This window comes from Halobacterium sp. CBA1126 (assembly GCF_009741975.1).
GTDB lineage: Archaea > Halobacteriota > Halobacteria > Halobacteriales > Halobacteriaceae > Halobacterium.
The window spans coordinates 15,370-35,003 of sequence record NZ_WPCF01000014.1; the positions used below are offsets into that span (position 1 = coordinate 15,370).

The window sequence follows — 19,634 nt, forward strand, 5'->3', positions numbered from 1 at the left end:
CTCACTTGTACCCGAGTGCCTTGAGACGTTCTTCTACGGCTTCGTCGTCGTCGATATCCGGAACTTCGACGTCCTCAGAGGTCTCTTTTATCATCTCGAATCGGTCGTTCAAGCGTTCACGGAATCGCTCAACCGTTTCCGGATGCTGGTCTGCAACGTCGTTCGTTTCTTTCGGGTCGTCCGCGAGGTCGTAGAGATACTGGTCGTCGGTTTTGCCGTCGTAGAGATACTTCCAGCGGTCGGTCCGGAACCCAATCCGGAGGTAGTCCTCACCCCGGACTTCCTTCTCCGTGACGACGGCGTCGTAAGTCGGACTCTCTCCGTTAATGACCGGGAGGAGTGATTCGCCTTCGAGACGTCCGGCCATCTCAGTCGAGTAGTCGGCGTCGGCGAGATCGAGCAACGTCGGGAGGATGTCGATGGTGCGGACCATCGAATCGACAGTCGTCGGCTGGTCGATGGGAGCTGAATCCGGGAACCGGATCAACAGCGGGACTCGCGTGAGTTCGTCGTACGGGAGATTCTTGTGCCCGTACAGGCCGTGCTCGTCGAACTCGTCCCCGTGGTCGCCGACGACGACGATAGCAGTGTCTTCGAGCTCGCCGCGTTCCTCGAGCGTGTCGAGGAAGTTCCCAATTTCCCGGTCGAGGTACTCGACTTCCTTGCGATAGTTCGTCCAGAGTTCGTCGTGCTCGTCAGGTGTAATCTCGTCCGGAGCATTCACGGCGGCTTTCCGCCAGAGGCGCTCGGCGCGGAACTTGTTCCGGTACCCGAAGTCGTCGCCCGGGAGGTACGGGCCGTGGACGTCCATGTACTGCGTCCAGAGGAACCAGGGCTCGTCGGTCGAGCCAATCCACTCCGCGAGACTTCGGTTCACTTTCTCTGCCGGGAGGTACGGAGTCCGTCGAAGGATGCGAGCGGCCTTGTTCGCGTATCGGAGCAAGGAGTCCGGAGCGTTGTCGACGAGTCCGTCGGGGTCGTAGGGGAGGATGTTCTCCTCGAAAGTGTCGAACCCGCGGTCGAAGTTCCGGAGCCGGGAGACGTTCGGGTTCGAGTGGATCGCACCCGTAGTGTAGCCGTTCCGCTGGAACTGTTCGGCCATCGTCGGCTGGGCTTCTTCGAGGTACCAGTGGCCGCCGTAGTCCAACGGGTAGCGGCCGGTCAGCATCGCCGTCATCGAAGGGGCGGTGCTGATGCCCTGGGCGAAACACCGCGAAAACGAGACGCCCTCCTCGGCGAGCGCATCGAGGGCCGGCGTGTCGAACTCGTCGCCGGCAACCGCGTCGTACCGCAGCGAATCGACGACGAGAAAGAGGACGTTGGTCATGTGGGCTCGTCTAGTCCGACTGCGGTAAAATGACTTGTGTCATCGCTGTTTCCAGCGAACGTCGAGTTCCACATTTGAGAGTCCGATGACAGCCAAGAGGAGGAGAATCGGGATGAATTGGATTCGCCGACGAACGGCAGCACCGTAGTTCATCTCGATAATCGAGTACGTGACGACACCGGTCAAAAAGTACGAGAGGAGAAGTCCAAGATAGTAGGGCCGGTCTTGGAGGAATACGATGCCGCGCCGGACGAACAGCGTGGCGACGAAGAGCGCGAGAGCGCTCATTCCGACGAACAGCTCCGTGATACTCTGGATATGCCACGGGAAGGGCGTATACAGGAAGTACAGGGCCTTCATCGGCGCATAGAGAATTACGTCCAGCCAGGTTTCGTAGTGGAGCCCGAGTAGATACACGGCGTCTCCGTGGGCGCGTCCGTACGCGAACGACTCCAGCGCAGCCGGAGAGAGAGTCGTACCGTGACCGGTGAACGTCTCGAAGTTGAGTACGAAAAACGCCAAGAACGGGAGGGTGAGAAGAGAGAGTCCAGCGAGATAGTACGGCTTGTCGCGAGTCTTCACGAGACTGACAAACCCGACAATTGCGGCAATTAACAGGAGGTTCTCCCTGCGGAGGGAGAACATCATAGCGGTGGCAAGGAATACAACAGTGGCTGTCGGAAGCGTGATGGAATCGAGCCACTGGACGGCTGCCCAGAGGACCGCCAAGAGGAGGACTGTGTGGATAACCTCACGCTGGATGACCACGGACCGGTAGACGATGGTCGGCCAGAAGAGAACGGCCGCAGCAGCCAGGACGGACGTTCGGCGGTCTGTAACGTGGCGGGCAATTCGGAAGGTCAGGTAGCCGACGAATAGGCTGAAGAACGCGATCCCGACGCGACCGGCGACCGAGGACTGGCCGATGACGACGTAGAATGGAGCGAGCAGGTGCGCCATCAGCACTCGCATCGCTGTGAAATCGAGTCCGAGTGTGGCGAACTGGCCGTTGGACCACGCCGTCGCAAGTTCCATCGCTCGCTGATTGTGACCCGACGAGATCGGGACTGTGGGGAGGAACCCGACGACGGAGTCGAGGACGATGAAAGCGAGCCGGAAGAGGAACGCGCCCGAAAGGACCGTCAGAAGGTAGTTCTGCAGTCGGTAGGCGGCGACGCCGAGTCCAGCAGTGAGGAGGGTGATTAGTGGGACTGTTGCTTCTGTTGGAAGGAGTGATAGGGCGAGGAACGTAGGAGTGACTGGCGCGACAAGCGGTAAGAATCTGCGGAGACGACGGTTGTGTTGGGTACGGATCATCTATAATCCATAAGGAAAGTCTATAGATATTCTTGCATAACTCTAGTTAATCAAGGAATGCGGGGTCGAGACGACGAAACTCTATTGTGATAATCATAGTAGGGAATTCTGACGACGTTAAATTTGCTATCCAAACTCAGGATCTCCGGTCCAACGACAGTGATAGTCCGCCAGAAGGGTCGAAGCGAATTTAAGTAGAGGATTGTAATTTCCTTCATACTATGACCAAGGTAAGTATTATAACTCCAACATATAACCGAGGGGATATACTACCTAGGGCTATTGATAGTGTTCTCAATCAATCATTTGAAAATTTTGAGTATATTGTGGTTGACGATGCTTCAACGGACAGGACTCAAGCTATAGTTGAGGAATACGAGGATGACCGAATTAGGTATCTTCGGCACGAAGCAAATAGACGACAGGCGGCAGCAAGAAACACTGGTATTGAGGCTGCAAACGGTGAATACGTCGCATTCATCGATTCAGATGATGAATGGCTCCCCAAGAAGCTTGCCAGACAGATGGATGAGATCAGTCAACGAGATAATGACTGGATTGGAATCTATTGCGACAGCACGACGCAACGGACCTCACGACTAAAGGAGGTAATCACTAAACTGTTCCCGTACGAGGTGCGTGAAGAAGGGCGAGAGGAACTCATGCGGGACATCCTCGCGATGCAGGGTAATATTTCAGCCGGCTCTAGTCTGGTTGTGCGTACTAATGTTGCGCGTGAGATAGGCGGTTTTGATGAGACGCTACCACGGCATGAGGACATCGATTTTGTACTCCGCTTACTCCAAGAAGGTAATTTAGCCTATCTTGATGAGGAACTCGTTATTGTTCATGAATCTCCTGATCCGACTGCAGAGCAGATCAAAAATTCTAAGGAGATCTTATTGGATAAATTCGAAGAGGAAATTACCCAGATTGAAGAAAAAGGCTATCCTGTGCGAAGGTATCACCAGTTTCACTTAGCTCGATGCTACTTTCAAGACGGGGAGTTCCTAGAGGGTATTCGCCACTTATCTGGATCAAAGGCGTCAAACCCGAGGCAATATATTCGGCTTCTTGTCTCTCTCCCCCAAGGTTTACGGCAGAAATATCCTCTAAAAAGGTGATGTTTCTACATCCACTTCAACCGGTTATTTGTTCTTACTTGGATAACTATACGATTGGAGTATTTGTAATGGAATGCGCAGCCCAGCATAGTACTATTGTGGCACGTTTTTTTGACATCAGATAGTGCCGAACAACAATCACGCCACTTAACCAAGTTTGGAGAAATAGGATTCACTAAATGACCGAATTAGACCCGGATGTTAGCCTATTTGTATCCTCACTAGCAGGAGGTGGAGCACATAAAATGGTGGTCCAGATTGCAAAAGGACTAGATGATCTTGGGTATACAGTAGATATTGTGGCTGTTACGAAGGAAGGACCATTTGTTGATAGCATCCCTGAAGATGTGGGAATAGTTGATTTAAATGCAAATCGAGCGCTAACAAGCGTGCCTAAGTTAACGCAATACCTGGCAAAGAACAATCCAGAGTCATTATTGGCAACACCAGTCAGCGTTACAATTCCGGCAATTTGGGCCAATATTCTATCTCGATCAGATACTAAGTTAGTAATTCGAGCTCCGACCGTCATTTCCAAAAATGATTTTTATGCGAGGCCAAAGACGTTAAATGACCAGATATTGTCGAGATTAGTTGACTATTATTATCCAAATGTTGACCATATGGTTGCAATATCGAATACCGTGAAGGAGGATTTAATTAATAATATCGGGCTAAATAGAGATATGGTTACAACAATTTATAATCCAGTTATTGACGACGGAATTATTGCGAGAAGCAAAGAACCATGTGAACACCCATTTTTTTAATGAATCAGTACCAGTAATCGTAGCTGCTGGCCGGTTGACAGACGAAAAAGACCCAGACATGTTAGTTAAGGCATTTAACAAGTTGCTTGAACAGCGGGATGCTCGTCTAATACTATTAGGCGAAGGAGAGGATAGGAGAAGATTAGAGAATAAAATTGAGAATTATGATATTATTTCAAAAGTATCAATGCCAGGTTTCGTTAAGAACCCGTTCCGGTATATGCGTAGAGCAGACGTATTCGCACTCTCATCAAAATGGGAAGGATTTGGTAATGTTATTGTTGAGGCGATGGCGTGTGGGACTGAAATTGTAGCAACGGACTGTGGTGGGCCACGAGAGATTCTAGTTGACGGAAAATTTGGAAAATTAGTTGAAGTCGGAAATGCGGACGCTATGAGTGAAGCAATACTGGAAACCATTAGAAAAGATACGAGCAATCAGAAACTCATCTCCAGAGCAAAAGATTTCCACGTCGAGAAGATTATTAAGGAGTATGAATCGGTATTGGTGAATCGTTCTAATCTTTCATCCTAGAAACTACAAAAGCTCGTGGGCCGATTGTTCTTTGCGGGATAAAGAGGATTTGGTCTGAATATGGGCATCGTCGTGGACATCAATCCGTATTAGAGTATGGTGTCCAACGGAAGTCACGTGGTTGCCCGAGGTCGAGAATGTTGGTCATATCCATCGGAAACGGCATCTATATAGTGTTGTACTATCGGATTTGATCATACTTATTTTCGAGTTCAGGTGAAAGATTGGTGATATCATGTCTATTTTGAATTCGTTCGACACCAGCTTGTCCAAATTCCACCATCATATCCGGGTCACTTGCGAAGGTCTGGAGGGCTGTGGCAAGTTCAGAAACGTTTCCTGGTTGTGCGAGCAGGCCAGTTTCACCATCTGCAACGACATAAGGTATGTCTGCGTGAGTAGTTGTGACAACTGGTTTGCCAGATGCCTGAGCTTCAAGTAGGACAGTGGGGGCCCCTCCTTCGGAATCACCGGAGGCAGCTCGCTTACTAGGGGCGAGCAGAATACTACAGTCGTGGACCTCGGCGAGATAGTCGTTGTAGTCAAGATAACCGGTGAACGTGACTTGATCACGAACACCAACTTCATCTGCAATAGATTCCAATCGCTGGCGACTATACTCTACATTGCCACCGACAATACGGAGTTCCGCATCAGTACCAGCAAACGCGGTGGCGAACGCCTTGATGCCGTCCGGGAGGCCCTTTTTTTTCGACAAAACGTCCAACCATTAGTACGCGGAGTGGTGAGTCTGGGTCAGGATATTCTGGGGTGATTCGGGACGTGTCAATCGCGATTCGCTGAATCAGGGTTTTTGATTTCGGACATCCTAGATCAAGGAGCTTTTCTTGCATAGACGGCCCTTCAACAAGAAAAAGGTCTCCCTGTTCAAACAGATCCCGATAATTAGCGCGCATTTCATCATTTTCTTTTACCAGACGTGAAGCATCATAGCCGTAAAATGAAGTAACAAGTTTGCGTTCCGGCTTCCGGTGTTGGGAAAGGCGTACTCCATTCGGACCGAAATGGGCGTGTATGATATCAGGGTCGTGGCGTTCGATGATGCGGCGATAGTACGTATCATAAAGTTCATAGATATCGAGTTTTGCGAGAATCCCGTATGTCCAGAACCGTGGACTCCACCGAGGAAGGTCCATAAAAATCTCACGTGGCTCAAACTCGAAGAGATCAAGGTTTTCACTAAATGTACCACAAACAAACGGATCGTATCGATTATGGTGAGAGAGGTATTGATAGATGAACGTCTCCGTTAGTGGGAGATAGCTGGTGACGAAGTGGCCAACGGAGTTACTCATTTGCTGCGGAACGAAGTGCTGCGATGACGGTTTCCTGCTCGGTATCGGTCATTCTCGGGAACATCGGTAGTGAGAGAATTTCATCGTACAGGTCATCAGCCGTGTCATGATTCCCGCAAACGTCCCCGTAATAAGAAAGCTCGGAAATAGGCGGGTAGTGGACGCCAGTGACGATGTCGTTCGTCGAGAGGTGGTTGTATAATGATTGGCGAGTCAGAGGGTAGTCGTCAGTTACACGAACGACAAAGAGATGAAAAACGTGGTCAGCAAACGAATCTGAATCGCCCACCCACTCAAGTCCGGGAATATCTTCAAGCGCAGCAAGGTACTGCTGAGCGACCTCCCGTCGATTATCATTCATTTCCGGAAGACGCTCCAACTGGCTCCGCCCCATCACAGCTTGGATCTCGCTCATCCGAAAGTTGAAGCCAAGCCCATCGACGTCGTATCCCCAGTTATCTTGTTTCTCGTCCGGTGATTTCGTCTGATGGTGGTTCCGAAGCTTTCGGACTCGATCCGCAAGGCTGTCGTCATTCGTGACGACCATGCCTCCTTCCCCCGTCGTCATATTCTTCGTCGCGTAGAAACTGTAGCAGCCTGCGTCCCCAAACGACCCGACCGGCTCACCAGCGATCGACGCGCCCGGTGCATGGGCGCAGTCTTCGATGACGGCCGCTCCGTGCTCATCGGCGAGCCGGCAGATTTCGGGCATGTCAGCCGGTAACCCATACAGGTGAACTGGGATCACGGCTGCGACGTCGTACCGCTCAAGCTGTCGCGCCAGACTCTCTGGGTCCATGTTCCCCGTCTCAGTGACATCACAGAGAACTACGTTGGCATCCAGCAGCCGAACAACGTTCGCGGTAGCCGAGAACGTCATCGCAGGCACGACAACCGTATCGCCATCACCGACACCGAGAGTCCGCAGGCACGTATAGAGGGCAGACGTACAGGAGTTCACTGCAATTCCGTGCTCACTGGAGTGCGCCGTCGAGAACTCGTCCTCAAACGACCTCGTTTTCGGCCCGAGTGTCAGCCAGCCGGACGCGAGGACGTCCCGAATTCCATCGATAACCTCGTCCCCGATGACATTCTCCGGCTTATATAGGGGGACTGAAACCATACCAGAAATCCACTACAGTGGACTCATAACTGTTTCGAATCCCATCCTTCGAACCGCACTTAACCATCAGAACTTGGCAAAGCAAGAAACTGCCCAACAGTGGTGGCTTATTGAGGCTACTTTTTGGACCGCTCCTGTGATGTAAATTGTTTGTGAGTTGGAATGTAGTTTCGAGGTACTGGATTCGCCGTTTGAGACGCAACTAAGACAGGAATCTACTTACTCGACTCTAACGTGAGGTGCACTACAACTACCGAAGATGTCTCCCGGAACAGGGATACGTTTCGCAGGCGCTAGTTATAAACTTCGCAAACCTCACGTTCGCCCCGATAAGCAACGTCAGCTATTGAAAACGGCATTATCGCTGGGTGGGAATTCTCCACCGGACTACTCGAGATAACCGAGTTCCTGAAGACGGTCCTCTACGCTCTCAGAGGTTGACCGGTCTCCACGAATCTCCTCGCCTGGGATAGTTTCGGGAGTAGATATCGCCGGCTTACTCTCTGGCGCATAGAGATCGTCAAGGACCACTCCGTCGAGATCGTCTGGAATGGGCGCTCCATGGAAATGCAAAAGGGTGGGAGCCAGATCGATCAGATGAGGATTAATCGCTGCATCCTCGGCAATTCGTGGGCCAGCCGCTATGAGGGTTCCGTCTGGCCTATTGTCGGCACGGAACTTCTGTGGCGGGCCGAAGACGCGCGACTCTTCATCTGCATTAATGTCCTTGATTTCGAAGCCCGACGTCCACCGAGCGATGAGATCAGGCGCATCTTGGGGGATGGGCTCAGAGTACACGTCGTCCGCGAGCTCAATCGAAGTGAAGACAGATGTTCCCGTCTGGCCATCGCTGACTGCGGCGAGAGCAGTCATAAGCTCGTCTCGACGCGCGTCGTCGTCGGTCAGAACGTAGATGAGACCATGTGGGAGGGCAACTGCGTCGCTCGCCTCGAAGTCGATCCGCTGCTCGAATGACGACGCATCGACGATTCGTCCGCCCGAGTCTCCGTTAGGTATCGACCTTCGAACCCGATTAGGAATCAAGTTGGAAAGGAGATTCTCGACTCCAAGTCTTTGAGCAGTGGACCGACCGGTATCCCAGGCAGTGGTCACCACATCAGTCCAGTCTAGTCCGGAATACCTATCAGCGACCTTGGACGCAGCGGCGTGGTTTACCTTGGTATCATCACGGAGTTGTAGATAGCCCTCCCGGCGAAGCCAACCATTCAGGTAGAAGACGCGCTCCGTTTTCGCGAGGCCGTGGTCGGAGTGGATTATCACATCGTCTCCGTCGTCGATGAGTTCGGAAAGCCGCTGGTCGACGGTCATCCAGAGTTGCTTGACTGCGTCGTCATCCCACGCTTTATGCTGGAGATGGTTGATATAGAAGAGCGTAAGATTGAGGAGATCGGGGGATTCCGTCTCCTTGAGCCAGGTGGCAACATCGAACCGCTGGTGGATCATCCCCTCTAAGTCGTCTACAATCCCAGTGGTTGTTGGATCGTCGACAGATGGGGGGTCGACCTTCGGGTGGAGTTGATAGTCGAACTTTGATTCAAGTGTATCCTGAAGCGAAGCCGGGTACGTGTAGTCGTCAGGGTCGGCATAGGGGCCGCCAGCGACCAGGTGGCCGTTCACCTCTCGCGGTGGGGTGTTGAGTGGGACACCGATAATCGCGACACTGTCGCCTTCCTCAGAGAGATACTCCCAGTAGCACTTACTCGTGAGAGGAATATCAGTTGCACCAACGTACGTGTTTGTCTTTCGGTCTAGTTGCCTCCACCAGTAGACACCTAGACTGGCGGGGTCTTTCCCGGTCGCATAGCATCGCCAAGCCGGACTCGTGACAGGGGGGTCACAGCTCCAGAGCGTGCTGCTAGTCCCTTCGTCGATGAGTGCGTTAATAGTGGGGAGGTCGGGAAGCCAATCCTCGAAGAGGTCGAAGGTAGCGCCGTCAAGGCCGAGAATGATAGTCGTGATGGATAATCACTCCATTACGTTGACGGACGTACCGAGCAGGTATAAATATTCACGGTGTCAATTCGACTTAACAGGTTATACTGTTGATTTCAATATGGAGACTGTGTCTCGGATTTCGTAGCCGGTCAGAAGAGCGATTGCAACCATTACGACGGCATATGTGAGGACGCCGAGTCCGACTAGAAGGAAGAAGTCAAGGAGGTTCCAGGGGGTAGAGTACGTGGCGTCCACAGCGAAGACTGCGCCGCCCATCAGCAGGCTGCCGACTGCAGGATAAGCGAGACTAGCGAGAAAGCGCCGATAGCTCCCGTCAACGATGTTGATTGCGAGGTAGTCGGCAACGGGATTCGTGATAAGGGTGTGGCCGACGACGACTGCTGCTGTCCCGACGATGCCGTACGCTTCGGTAGCGGGCAGAATGAAGATTGCCATGAAGATTACTTTGAAAATCTGGAATTTCGTGTTGTAGTCTGGGCGGCCAACGGCATTGAATAGTGGGCCAACGGTGGCCCCAATTGATCGGAGAAGTCCCCAAGCGGCGAGGAGTTGCATTGCGGGGACGATTGGCAGCCACTTCTCGCCAAGGAATGCAAGGACGAACGTCGGTGCAATTACTGCGATACCAGTTGCCATTGGAAAAGAGAAAAACATAGTCAAGTTTAACGTCCTATAGAATCCCTCGCGGAGCTGGTCGATATCGTCCTGAATTTCCGAATAGGCTGGGAAGGCGACAGACGAGATAACATGTGAAACCTCGGTCGCAGGTGCGTTCGAGAATCTATATGCAAATTGGTAATATCCGAGGGCTGTTGCGGTAAGGAACCAGCCGATAAAGGCATCATCGCCCTGGTTCACAATAAAGATTAGGCTGCCCTGGATTGTCAGCCATTTTCCGTAGCTGAATAGTTCCTTGGCGAACTCAAGGTTAAACTCAATCGACGGACGATACTCATGGATGAGATACGAGGCAGTTGTGATTGTAACGTTTCCTGCAAGAAGGCCGAAAACGAGCGCCCAGACGTTCTTGAAAATGATGGCGAAAGCAACCGCGATCGAAACCTCGGCGACTGTCCCACTGATCTTATAAATGAACTGTTTGTGGAACTGAAGATTTTTCCGGAAATATATGATACCGGGGTTCTGGAATCCTGTAATGAGTGGGACTAACGCAAGGACACGAATGAGATCCGTGGCACGGGGTTCTCCAAACGCCGACGCGACGTAGGGAGCAGCAGCGAACGCAAGGAGGCCAAGAACAATTCCACGGCAGACTTTCATTACCCAGGCAGTATTCAAATACTCATCGACGTTGTCCTCCCTGCGCTGGATGAGAGCTTCGTCGAATCCCAAGCGGGAAAACTGCTCGAGGACGGCTATTGTCAGGAGTGCAATTCCCATAAGTCCGAAGTCTCCAGGAGCGAGTAATTGCCCCAAGACGACGAGTTTTCCCAACTGAAGAATGCGGTCGAAGACGTTGATGAGCGTCGACCAAATCCCGCTTGCAACAGTCCGGTCAGTAACGGCATCGCTCTCGGGAAAAAGGATCCCCCTGAGTCTTCTTAGGACCGCCAAGAGTGATGACAAGGATACCTATCTATGTCGAGTGCGAAGTAATAAATGCACATATCCAAGGAGAGTACCCCCAGTGATCGTCGGAGCGCTCGTCTTCTAAGGGGCCAGATATTGGTACTGTTCAGATAATGACCCTCTCGACAGCCTTCTCTAACTAGAAGTCAGTTTTGTTGAGCACCACGCCAGTCACGATGTATTCTTCACGGTGGTCATGAGAGACTATTGGCGCAGCAATTGTGTTCATCGCTGCTGTCAGTATGCCACCGATTGTAGGAACAGCGGAGAGGACGTAATTAATCTCACAGCAGACTCGCATAGGTAATGTCCCCTCCTCAATAATCTTGTCAACCGTTAGGCCAACTTCTTGGGATAAATGGCTGAGCCCATACCGCGTGAACCGGAAGTAGTCGTTTGGTTCCTCGTGGAGTGGATACATTTGGTTCGTGGAAACAAACGCTCTCCCGCCGTCTTTCAGAACCCTAGCCATCTCAGTAAAGAACGCTGTCGGGTCGGGTACATGCTCCAATACTTGGGTTGAGAAAAATACATCAAATGACTGGTCTTTAAAGGGGAGTTTCGTTGCGGATCCACAAACATCAATATCTTTTTCGACATTGGTGACATCTAATCCAGTGTAGGACTCAGTGTCCTCAAAGAGACCTCGGTGGGGCTTGTCCCCACAGCCCACATCAAGCACATCCCCAGTCGCACTTGCGGCAAACTGGTGTATGTGTGGGTGAAAACGACGGTTAATATGGTAGTTCTTAGCGCTGAGTGATGGGTTAGCCATATACATTATAATAGGTTTCCTCGCGCCACTTTCTCCATGTCCACAGCTTTCGCAATCATACCCACGGTGAAAATGACATTACCATTACGCATATTGCGTGCCGTCGTACTCCGGACGAATGACACCCTCATAATCCTAACTTTTCTTTTATCATACTAGCGAACTCAATTTTCGGATCGGTATGCGTCCTCCTGTATATTTTCATCCGCTCTGGCCCAAACTCACTCTTGAACTGTATGACGCCCTCATGACCGCCACTTGGATTAAAATCATACCACCGATACCCGGCGTCGATAGCGTCCTCAATTATCGAATACTGAAGCAGATCGTTCGGGTTGTAGTCGAAGTACTCCGAAAACGACGCCCCGTGCCAATAATCAACGTGTTGATTCCACGAGAAAATAATCGCCCCAGATGCGATATTCCCCTCAACACAAGCTAACTTCAACGAAATATGGTCGGGGTACTCTTGTCCCAGATCATAGATACGTTCAAAAATCGGCCAATCGTAGTTGCTCGTCGGGTTATCCCATCGCTCAAGCGAATCTTGGTAGGCCTCAAAATAGGTCTTCCAATCGCTCTCTGAGTTCGCTTCACGAACAGTCACTCCCTTATCACGGGCAGCGTCGATACCCTTCTGACGACTCTTAGTAAATCCATTTTCCACTTCATCCATTCCGCCAGATAGGTCCAGTATTTGTGTGAAGTCCTCGGAACTGTCCCAGTCCAGATCAAATTCACTCCTGAGAGGATTGCCAACCACATTCACAACATCGGCCATATCCTTGACCTCTTGGTAAAATTCACCAGCATCAGTTGCGTTGTCTTTTGCGATAATCCCTCCATAGCACCCGGCAAATGTCGAATGTAGAATTGAGATATTTAGAGTGGCGCCAAGTTTTGATACCGAGGTCGTCTCTCTCACGGCAGGGAAGACAGCGTCGCGTTGTCCTGTCGAAGGAAACTGCGGGGCAGGATCACAGCCAGTGGCTTCCGCAACCTTTGCCCAAAGGGGAGAGTGAAAAAACGTGGCTGTCGAATCTGACTGAGCGATGTTCCACCAAGCTCTCCAATCCTCATCATCCATATTACAGTAGCGGAGTTTGGCAGAGTTAAAACCTCAGATTCTAAGCTCTAGGCAACAAATCCACCACTCGCCGACGAAACGTTGTTGTATGCATTAGTCCAGGCCATGGTTCTGTTATGACCGCTGGGGAGAGTGATTTCTGAATGACGCCACTCAAGAGTCCTGTGTCGCCCCTCCCTATCTGAACACCGCCTCTTGAGTAGAAAGATAGTTGTATCCCGTATCTGTGGCTAGTATCTAGTAATGAGGGGAGTGCTGCTTTCCGGAGGAACCGGGTCACGGCTGCGACCAATTACGCATACAGGTCCGAAACAGTTGGTGCCGGTCGCGAATAAGCCCGTAATTGAGTACGCGATTGAGGATCTGAAAGCCGCAGGTGTCACCGAGATTGGCGTAGTTCTGGGGCACAAGGGCCGCGAGGAGATTCAAGAGCTTCTGGGTGATGGCTCGAAATACGGGGTTGACATCACGTATATCGTACAGGGGAACCCGCTGGGGTTGGCTCACGCTGTTGGCTGCGCTCGTGAGTTCGTCGACGATAGTGATTTTGTAGTGTATCTCGGAGATAACATGCTCCGTCACGGTGTCTCGGACCTCATCGAGAGCTTCCAATCGGACGAGTATGGGGCAGGAATCGCCCTTCAGGAGGTGTCGAACCCGGAAGCCTTCGGAGTTGCTGATGTCGACGACCAGGGCACGGTGAAACGGCTCGTCGAGAAACCCGACGATCCTCCGAGTAATCTGGCGCTGATCGGGATGTACGTGTTCTCGCCGGCGGTCTTCGACGTCATCGAGGACCTCGAGCCGTCGTGGCGCGGCGAGCTTGAGATTACGGACGCTATCCAGAGTCTCCTTGAGAACGGTTACGAAATCGACTCCCACGTCGTGACGGGCTGGTGGAAGGACACCGGAAAACCCGAGGACATCCTCGAAGCGAATCGGCTCGTCCTCGAGGACGCCGAACGCTCCCTCCGAGGGACAGTTGAGGACGGCGCTGAGATTCGAGGGAAGGTCCAGCTGGCGAAATCAGCGACTATAGAGAGCGGTGCGGTCGTGCGTGGCCCAGTCTCTATCGCGGACGACGTGACGATAGAGGATGGCAGTTACGTCGGTCCCTACACGTCCATCGGTGAGAATACCCGAATCGCCGGCCCCCACATCGAGAATACGGTTATTGTCGGCGAGTCAGAAGTGACTACGAACGGACGTATCATCGACAGCCTCATCGGCCGTGCAGCACAGGTCGAGAGCGCCGAAGGGATGCTCCCGGAAGGTCGTCGCATGGTCGTCGGCGAGAACTCCCAACTACACCTCTAAGATGCGCATCATCACTCACTCGTGTCCGGAGTGCGGAACCGTCGTCGCAGCGAACGAACTCGAAGACAACCGCGTGATGAAGTGCCCACGCGAGGGCTGCCAAGAGGTTCTCCGTTTTGACGACCTCACCGAGGAAGAACAAGAGTTCTTCCTCGACAACCGCGACCAGTACCAGATTTAGAAGTACGACGCAATCGAATCGACATCTTGTTGCAGCGTCGGCTGGGAACAACCAAGCCGCGTTTCGACGTTCTCGACGTCGAGACACGTATTTGAGGGACGCGCTGCTGATCGGTCAACGTCGCTTTGTGAACCTTTGTCGAGTGCGTCAGTCTCGACGCCCATCGTGGATGCGATTATGCGACCAAACTCGTACGGTGTCACACAGGACCGAGCGGCGACGTGATACGTTCCGGACGCACTATCGTCGATTAAATCCAGTAGCGTCTCCGCAGTCGAACCTACACGACTCGGCGTCACGTACTGGTCCGTAAACAGAGGGACAGCCTGACCGGACCTTAGACGCGACCGAACCCACGCTGGAAATCCTTCTAGGTCCGCTGTCTCGGGCGCTCGATTGACACCGTATACGAACGACGGCCGCACGATGAGTGGCGAGTCGTGAGCCGAACGGACGTTCCGGTCGCCGACCAACTTCGACCGGCCATACGCCTGCAGCGGGTTTCGCTCGCTCTCCTCGTCGTATCGCTCGTCCGTTTCGCCGTCGAAGACGTAATCCGTCGATACGTGGACGAAATCAATTCCTCGTTCAGAACACTAACAGGCCATCGCCTCTGGTGCGTCCGCGTTAATCTCGTGAGCACGCTCGGGCCGCTTCTCACACTCGTTGACGTCAGTCATCGCGGCACAGTTGACGACGACCGAGGGACTGAACTTAGCCACTAGCTCCTCAAAGTCCTTGGACGCCCGAACGTCGAGTTCGCGAAGCGGGATTTCGAAGTCCGGCCGGCCTGAGTGATACGAGCCAGCTACGGATAGAGCTCGATTGACCGCCGTCGTGACCACATTACCCCCGAGGAGCCCGCCAGCACCGACGACGAAAACGTCCATGCCTGTGGCAGGAGAAGAAAGGATAAATAATCGTTGTCACCACGACTTCGATAATGCGCGTTCTCGTCACTGGCGGTGCCGGCTTCATCGGCTCGAACTTCGTTCACCATCTTGTCGAAGATACGGAGGATTCTGTTGTTACGCTCGACGCGCTCACCTATGCCGGCTCAAAAGAGAACTTGGAAGGGGTTCTCGACCATCCGCGACACGAGTTCGTCGAGGGCGACATCCGGAACCGCGAGCTCGTCGACCAACTGGTCGCTGATGTCGATGCAGTTGTGAACTTCGCCGCCGAGTCGCACGTCGATCGCTCAATTGAGGGCGCGGAACCGTTCGTCTCCACGAACGTACAGGGAACGCAGACGCTTCTTGACGCAGCGAGTAACAGCGATATTGAGCGATTCGTTCAGGTGTCGACAGACGAGGTATACGGAGAAATTGAGGACGGCGAGTTCAGCGAGGACGACGCGCTCAATCCGAGAAACCCGTATGCGGCGACCAAAGCCGGTGCAGATCTCCTCGCAAGGAGTTACTACACGACTCACGACGTCCCAGTTGTGATTACGCGGTCGTCGAACAACTTCGGGCCACGTCAGCATCCGGAGAAGCTCATTCCGAAATTCCTCAAGAAAGCGAACGAGGGTAAGTCACTCCCCGTGTACGGGGATGGCTCGAACGTTCGGGAATGGATTTACGTCACGGACAACTGTCGAGCGATAGACACAGTTCTGCGTGACGGTACAGTCGGAGAAGTGTACAATATTGGGAGTGGAATCGAACTGGAGAACATCGAGGTTACTCGGAAAATCCTCGACGTGGTGGGGGCGTCCGACAACCTCATCGAGTTTGTCGACGACCGTGCAGGACACGACCAGCGGTACGCACTCGACACCAGCAAGATGGAGATACTTGGCTGGAAACCACGAATCTCCTTCGAGGAAGGGTTAGAACGAACTGCGGAGTACTATCGATAGGACTTGGCGGTGATCAGATACTCGTAAACAGATGATTATTACGTCGGCTAATCTATTCGTAGGACAGTGAACGGTCGGGACGGTGTATTTGTGACTGAAAGCACACAGCGGTGCATCCGAGGAAATTCTCACGAATACTGGGTGGTTACCAAGAGTCCGTCAGCTTCACTTGCAATAGTGGTGTGTCTACACTTGCTACAGACCGGCAGTCAAACACCACCACGACGGAGGGTTTTGAACGAGAATTACCCCCACACCCCACCGCGTCGAGTGTTCCAGGCAGTGAGCCACCCCACTCCGTCGAATGTTCAGAGCACTGGTTCCAATCTGCTGAATCAGTACTCCACGGTGTCGAGTGTTCACTGAGAAACATCCAGCGTCTTCCTCCCACACTCCACCGTGTCGAGTGTTCTCAATTAGAGCTGAGTAGCCGAAAGCGACGGTACGTATCCCGCAAAGTGTTCACTCAACTGATTGGGTTAATTCGACAACCCGACGCGGTAACGTGAGCCCCTCAAAGTCACTGACCACATTAGCGACAAGGTCAAGCTCGACGGAGAATTCGTACTCGTAGTACTGGCCACCGGAGCGCCCCTCGTTTCGGGAGTGGCGGTCGAGGATCCCGAGTATTGCGAGATCCGCGAGGTGGTCGTGCATCCGTCGGCGAACCAGTGGGTCGATGTCTGACTGTTCGGCGATTGTCCGATAGCGTGGGTAGATATCGCGAACGCGGAACGGCCCGTTCGACTCCAACGCGAGGTGGAGGACGGCGACCAACGAAAGATGTCCGTGACGGGTGAGTTCGCGCATGCCGTGTTCGACCTGGCTTCGTTCGAGTTTGTTCCGGGCCGCGTGAACGTCGTCTTCGTTGATCCGTTCACGGTCTGCCGCGCGTGCGAGCTCGCCGGCCTGATAGAGGAGATCAAGCGCTTGCCTTGCACTCCCAGAGTCTTGCGCAGCGACCGCGGCACACAGCGAGAGCACGCCTGATTCAGTCGCGTCCTCGTAGAGGGCGCCTTCCGCACGACGTTCGAGAATTGCCTCCAGATCGGGCGCGTTATACGGTGAGAAATGGATTTCTTCCTCACAGAGCGTGTCTTTCACTTTCGGGGAGAGGTCATCACGGAAGCCGAAGTCGTTGCTAATACCGATGACGCCGGGCTTCGTTTCAGTGAGGTGGCCGTTCGAGCGTGCTCGCGGAATTTCGTAGAGAATCTCGTCGTCGTTGCCGATATGGTCAATCTCATCGAGTACAATCAGGACCGTCCCGCCAATTGCGTCGAGTTCGCTGTACAGGAGGTCGAAGACGCGTTGCTGTGGGTAACCAGTCGTACTAATCTGGTTGTCGTCCGGTCGCAGCGTATTGACGAGGTTAACGGCCACTTGGTACGACGAGGAGAGGTTCGTGCAGTTGAGCCAGAATACTGAAAGGGAGACGTCGTCGTACTGGTCGGAGTCGTGTTGCAGTTGCTCGAGGATGTATCGGGAGACCGCTGTTTTCCCAACGCCCGTCTTCCCGTAGAGGAAGATGTTCCGCGGTTGGGCGCCGTTGATAACCGGCTGGAGTGCAGTCTGGTACGCGCTCAACTCTGACTCCCGAGCCATAATCGAATTCGGCTGGTAGTCGTCCCGAAGCATATCCTCGTCGCGAAAGATGTGACATCCTCCCCGCCGTGAACGGCGGGGCTTCCCCTACGAAGGGAATCCGGGGTGGCAGGTTTCAGTCCGAGTAGGCCGCGAGCGTCATCTGCGAGGATTTCTCGCTCGTCTCGCGGTGGATTGTGGCGCTGTCACAGGCGCTCCCGTCCTGTGGCGAGTCATCGCGTCCGGGTTCCCAACGGACGCTCTCTCCCCACGGGTTAGCGCGACGGGCGATATTCGCCGCCGCGTTGATGTCTGCTTGGAACTCTGTTACGTGGCAGTCGTCGCGTCCACGCCTACTACGCGATTGGGGAAACGTATCGAGCTGAATTCGAGTTCGAGCCGATCGACTTCTCGTACGTCGCGTTGAGTGACGATTCCGACTGATTTCTGCAGGACCTCCAGCATGACCGCGACCGGCTCAGCACGCGAGTCGATTGGCTGCAAGGCGACTTCACGAAACTCAAGCAACGCGGCTAAGCTATTCCAAAACAATCTCTGAGAGGGGTGTCAGCGATCCACGTCTGAACCCTTGGGCGTGTCGGTGGACTCCGATTCCCCGCCAGTGAAATCGCCGGCATATGTGAGAGACCCCGACATCAGCGCCAGCTGGTGAGCGCTCCTTTCAGACGAGCCCGTGCGATTGGGCTCAACTGGGATGTACTTGATTGACAAGCGTAGAGCGGCGTTGATTACCTGCGTGTACGTACACCGAGAATGGCTAGAGGTTTTTTCGCTTCGGAACCGCTCAACGTATACTCTGTTCTAGTGTGTTCATCCCAAAAAGCACGTCAGCACGGCGTCGACACAGCCCGCTGGAAGAACTCCCTCACTCGCGAGCGCGAAGAGAACGTGGGGATGGTAAATTGCTCGGAGGCAAGCCTGGGGCGTGCCCGTAAATTTCCGGTCTCTGTCTCAGCCGAGGTAGTGGGCGACATACTCCCCACTCACGTTCAGAGTCCAGCGATTCAAGCGCATAATACGGGTTCGCCGCCACCGTCTGTGTTTTGCCGACGGCAGAGGCGCTGCAAACCAGTATTCTTCGCAACCGTATAATCCGCATATCTCATACTCGCCCTGATGACACTCGAACGATTCGCTTGACCAATAGTTGTCGTGATTAAACCTACACGTCAAGCAACTCTTCGACGTATTTCAAGAATCAACCTGCACGCCTTCGACACTGTGTTCCTTGGCCTTGTATTCCACGTACTCGTAGAGGCGTCGGAACCCCCCGACATATTGCCACATGCTTCAGGGAAGCTCTCTTAAATGTGGGTCAAGCCCCCGAACACGAGGGGTGAACAGTTGTTCTCGACAGCCTCCTCAATAAGTCCGCTCCCTACTGTCGCAAAATCAACAGCGAAATCGTATCGACTACGATTATCGACTAGTCAATCGGCGTTAAGTTAATGACGCTAGTACCAGATTCCTCTCCGAAATCTGAGGTTGACAACCATCAAACGGTACTGTAAGGATGGTGCTGTGGCTGGTGAATTCTAGGTTTCGAAAGAAAACGGGTAGGGTGACGGGACTGCGGTGACCGCGTTACGGGCGTCAGGTCGTGATTCGTTAGTTTCTGGCGGAGTGCCAGCAGGGCGGCGCCGAGCACGGCGATGAGCGCGATGCCCCATGCCGGAAGCCGGGGATGCCGCTACCGGATTCGCCACCAGTATCCTCCGTGGTGCCG

At 53.2% G+C, this 19,634-nt stretch carries 16 protein-coding genes and 3 pseudogenes; 6 read left to right on the forward strand and 13 right to left on the reverse strand.

The features are described 5' to 3' along the window. Position 1: 1 nt before the first annotated feature. Together GJ634_RS03290 and GJ634_RS03295 are read right to left on the reverse strand one after the other, a co-directional pair. A complete protein-coding gene (locus GJ634_RS03290; RefSeq protein ID WP_157500496.1) occupies positions 2-1,327 on the reverse strand; it encodes a sulfatase in 1,326 nt (441 codons plus the stop codon). 39 nt (positions 1,328-1,366) lie between these two features. Beyond that, the gene (locus GJ634_RS03295) at positions 1,367-2,644 is read right to left on the reverse strand and encodes a hypothetical protein (RefSeq protein WP_157500497.1); all 1,278 of its coding nucleotides are present in this window, start codon (positions 2,642-2,644) and stop codon (positions 1,367-1,369) included. Between the two features lie 221 nt (positions 2,645-2,865). On the opposite strand from GJ634_RS03295, the gene GJ634_RS03300 reads away from it, so the two are divergent. The 3 genes from GJ634_RS03300 to GJ634_RS03310 all read left to right on the forward strand — a co-directional run bounded on the left by GJ634_RS03300 (position 2,866) and on the right by GJ634_RS03310 (position 5,073). Further along, positions 2,866-3,768, forward strand: coding sequence for a glycosyltransferase family 2 protein (locus tag GJ634_RS03300; protein ID WP_157500498.1), 903 nt, complete (start codon positions 2,866-2,868; stop codon positions 3,766-3,768). Positions 3,769-3,947: 179 nt separating this feature from the next. Next, entirely contained in the window at positions 3,948-4,538 is a 591-nt protein-coding gene (locus tag GJ634_RS03305; RefSeq protein ID WP_157500499.1) for a glycosyltransferase, read from the forward strand. Then, positions 4,498-5,073 (forward strand): glycosyltransferase, encoded by a 576-nt coding sequence (locus tag GJ634_RS03310; RefSeq protein WP_197425375.1) that lies wholly within the window; start codon positions 4,498-4,500, stop codon positions 5,071-5,073. Before GJ634_RS03305 ends, GJ634_RS03310 begins: the two co-directional genes overlap by 41 nt. A gap of 181 nt (positions 5,074-5,254) precedes the next feature. On the opposite strand, the gene GJ634_RS03315 is transcribed toward GJ634_RS03310, so the two are convergent. The 7 genes from GJ634_RS03315 to GJ634_RS03345 all read right to left on the reverse strand — a co-directional run bounded on the left by GJ634_RS03315 (position 5,255) and on the right by GJ634_RS03345 (position 12,941). Further along, the gene (locus GJ634_RS03315; RefSeq protein ID WP_157500501.1) at positions 5,255-5,800 is read right to left on the reverse strand and encodes a glycosyltransferase family 4 protein; all 546 of its coding nucleotides are present in this window, start codon (positions 5,798-5,800) and stop codon (positions 5,255-5,257) included. Next, entirely contained in the window at positions 5,727-6,389 is a 663-nt protein-coding gene (locus GJ634_RS03320) for a glycosyltransferase (protein WP_157500502.1), read from the reverse strand. Before GJ634_RS03320 ends, GJ634_RS03315 begins: the two co-directional genes overlap by 74 nt. After that, the gene (locus GJ634_RS03325) at positions 6,382-7,512 is read right to left on the reverse strand and encodes a DegT/DnrJ/EryC1/StrS aminotransferase family protein (protein ID WP_157500503.1); all 1,131 of its coding nucleotides are present in this window, start codon (positions 7,510-7,512) and stop codon (positions 6,382-6,384) included. The genes GJ634_RS03320 and GJ634_RS03325 overlap by 8 nt, the downstream gene beginning before the upstream one ends. Before the next feature lie 387 nt (positions 7,513-7,899). Next, complete coding sequence (locus GJ634_RS03330) at positions 7,900-9,492, reverse strand: alkaline phosphatase family protein (RefSeq protein ID WP_331713972.1); 1,593 nt, start codon at positions 9,490-9,492, stop codon at positions 7,900-7,902. A gap of 75 nt (positions 9,493-9,567) precedes the next feature. Continuing rightward, on the reverse strand, positions 9,568-11,076 hold the full coding sequence (locus tag GJ634_RS03335; protein WP_157500505.1) for a lipopolysaccharide biosynthesis protein: 1,509 nt from the start codon (positions 11,074-11,076) through the stop codon (positions 9,568-9,570). Between the two features lie 142 nt (positions 11,077-11,218). Beyond that, complete coding sequence (locus GJ634_RS03340) at positions 11,219-11,860, reverse strand: class I SAM-dependent methyltransferase (protein WP_157500506.1); 642 nt, start codon at positions 11,858-11,860, stop codon at positions 11,219-11,221. Between the two features lie 121 nt (positions 11,861-11,981). Continuing rightward, positions 11,982-12,941, reverse strand: a complete 960-nt coding sequence (locus GJ634_RS03345; RefSeq protein WP_157500507.1) for a peptidoglycan bridge formation glycyltransferase FemA/FemB family protein — start codon at positions 12,939-12,941, stop codon at positions 11,982-11,984. A 243-nt stretch (positions 12,942-13,184) separates the two neighbouring features. On the opposite strand from GJ634_RS03345, the gene GJ634_RS03350 reads away from it, so the two are divergent. Next, complete coding sequence (locus GJ634_RS03350) at positions 13,185-14,258, forward strand: glucose-1-phosphate thymidylyltransferase (protein ID WP_157500508.1); 1,074 nt, start codon at positions 13,185-13,187, stop codon at positions 14,256-14,258. 1 nt (position 14,259) lies between these two features. After that, complete coding sequence (locus GJ634_RS03355) at positions 14,260-14,439, forward strand: hypothetical protein (protein WP_157500509.1); 180 nt, start codon at positions 14,260-14,262, stop codon at positions 14,437-14,439. Here the strand turns inward: GJ634_RS03355 and GJ634_RS03360 are convergent. Beyond that, positions 14,436-15,329 (reverse strand): annotated as a pseudogene (locus tag GJ634_RS03360) (SDR family oxidoreductase). The gene GJ634_RS03355 and the pseudogene GJ634_RS03360 overlap by 4 nt on opposite strands. Before the next feature lie 53 nt (positions 15,330-15,382). On the opposite strand from GJ634_RS03360, the gene rfbB reads away from it, so the two are divergent. Further along, positions 15,383-16,303 (forward strand): dTDP-glucose 4,6-dehydratase, encoded by a 921-nt coding sequence (gene rfbB / locus GJ634_RS03365; protein ID WP_157500510.1) that lies wholly within the window; start codon positions 15,383-15,385, stop codon positions 16,301-16,303. Positions 16,304-16,765: 462 nt separating this feature from the next. On the opposite strand, the gene GJ634_RS03370 is transcribed toward rfbB, so the two are convergent. From GJ634_RS03370 to GJ634_RS16860, 3 genes and pseudogenes are all read right to left on the reverse strand, one after another. Beyond that, complete coding sequence (locus tag GJ634_RS03370) at positions 16,766-17,959, reverse strand: orc1/cdc6 family replication initiation protein (RefSeq protein WP_331713973.1); 1,194 nt, start codon at positions 17,957-17,959, stop codon at positions 16,766-16,768. 64 nt (positions 17,960-18,023) lie between these two features. Beyond that, positions 18,024-18,230 (reverse strand): annotated as a pseudogene (locus tag GJ634_RS15860) (RNA-guided endonuclease TnpB family protein); the annotation flags it as partial. Positions 18,231-18,859: 629 nt separating this feature from the next. Then, positions 18,860-19,293 (reverse strand): annotated as a pseudogene (locus GJ634_RS16860) (zinc ribbon domain-containing protein); the annotation flags it as partial. Between the last annotated feature and the right edge of the window lie 341 nt (positions 19,294-19,634).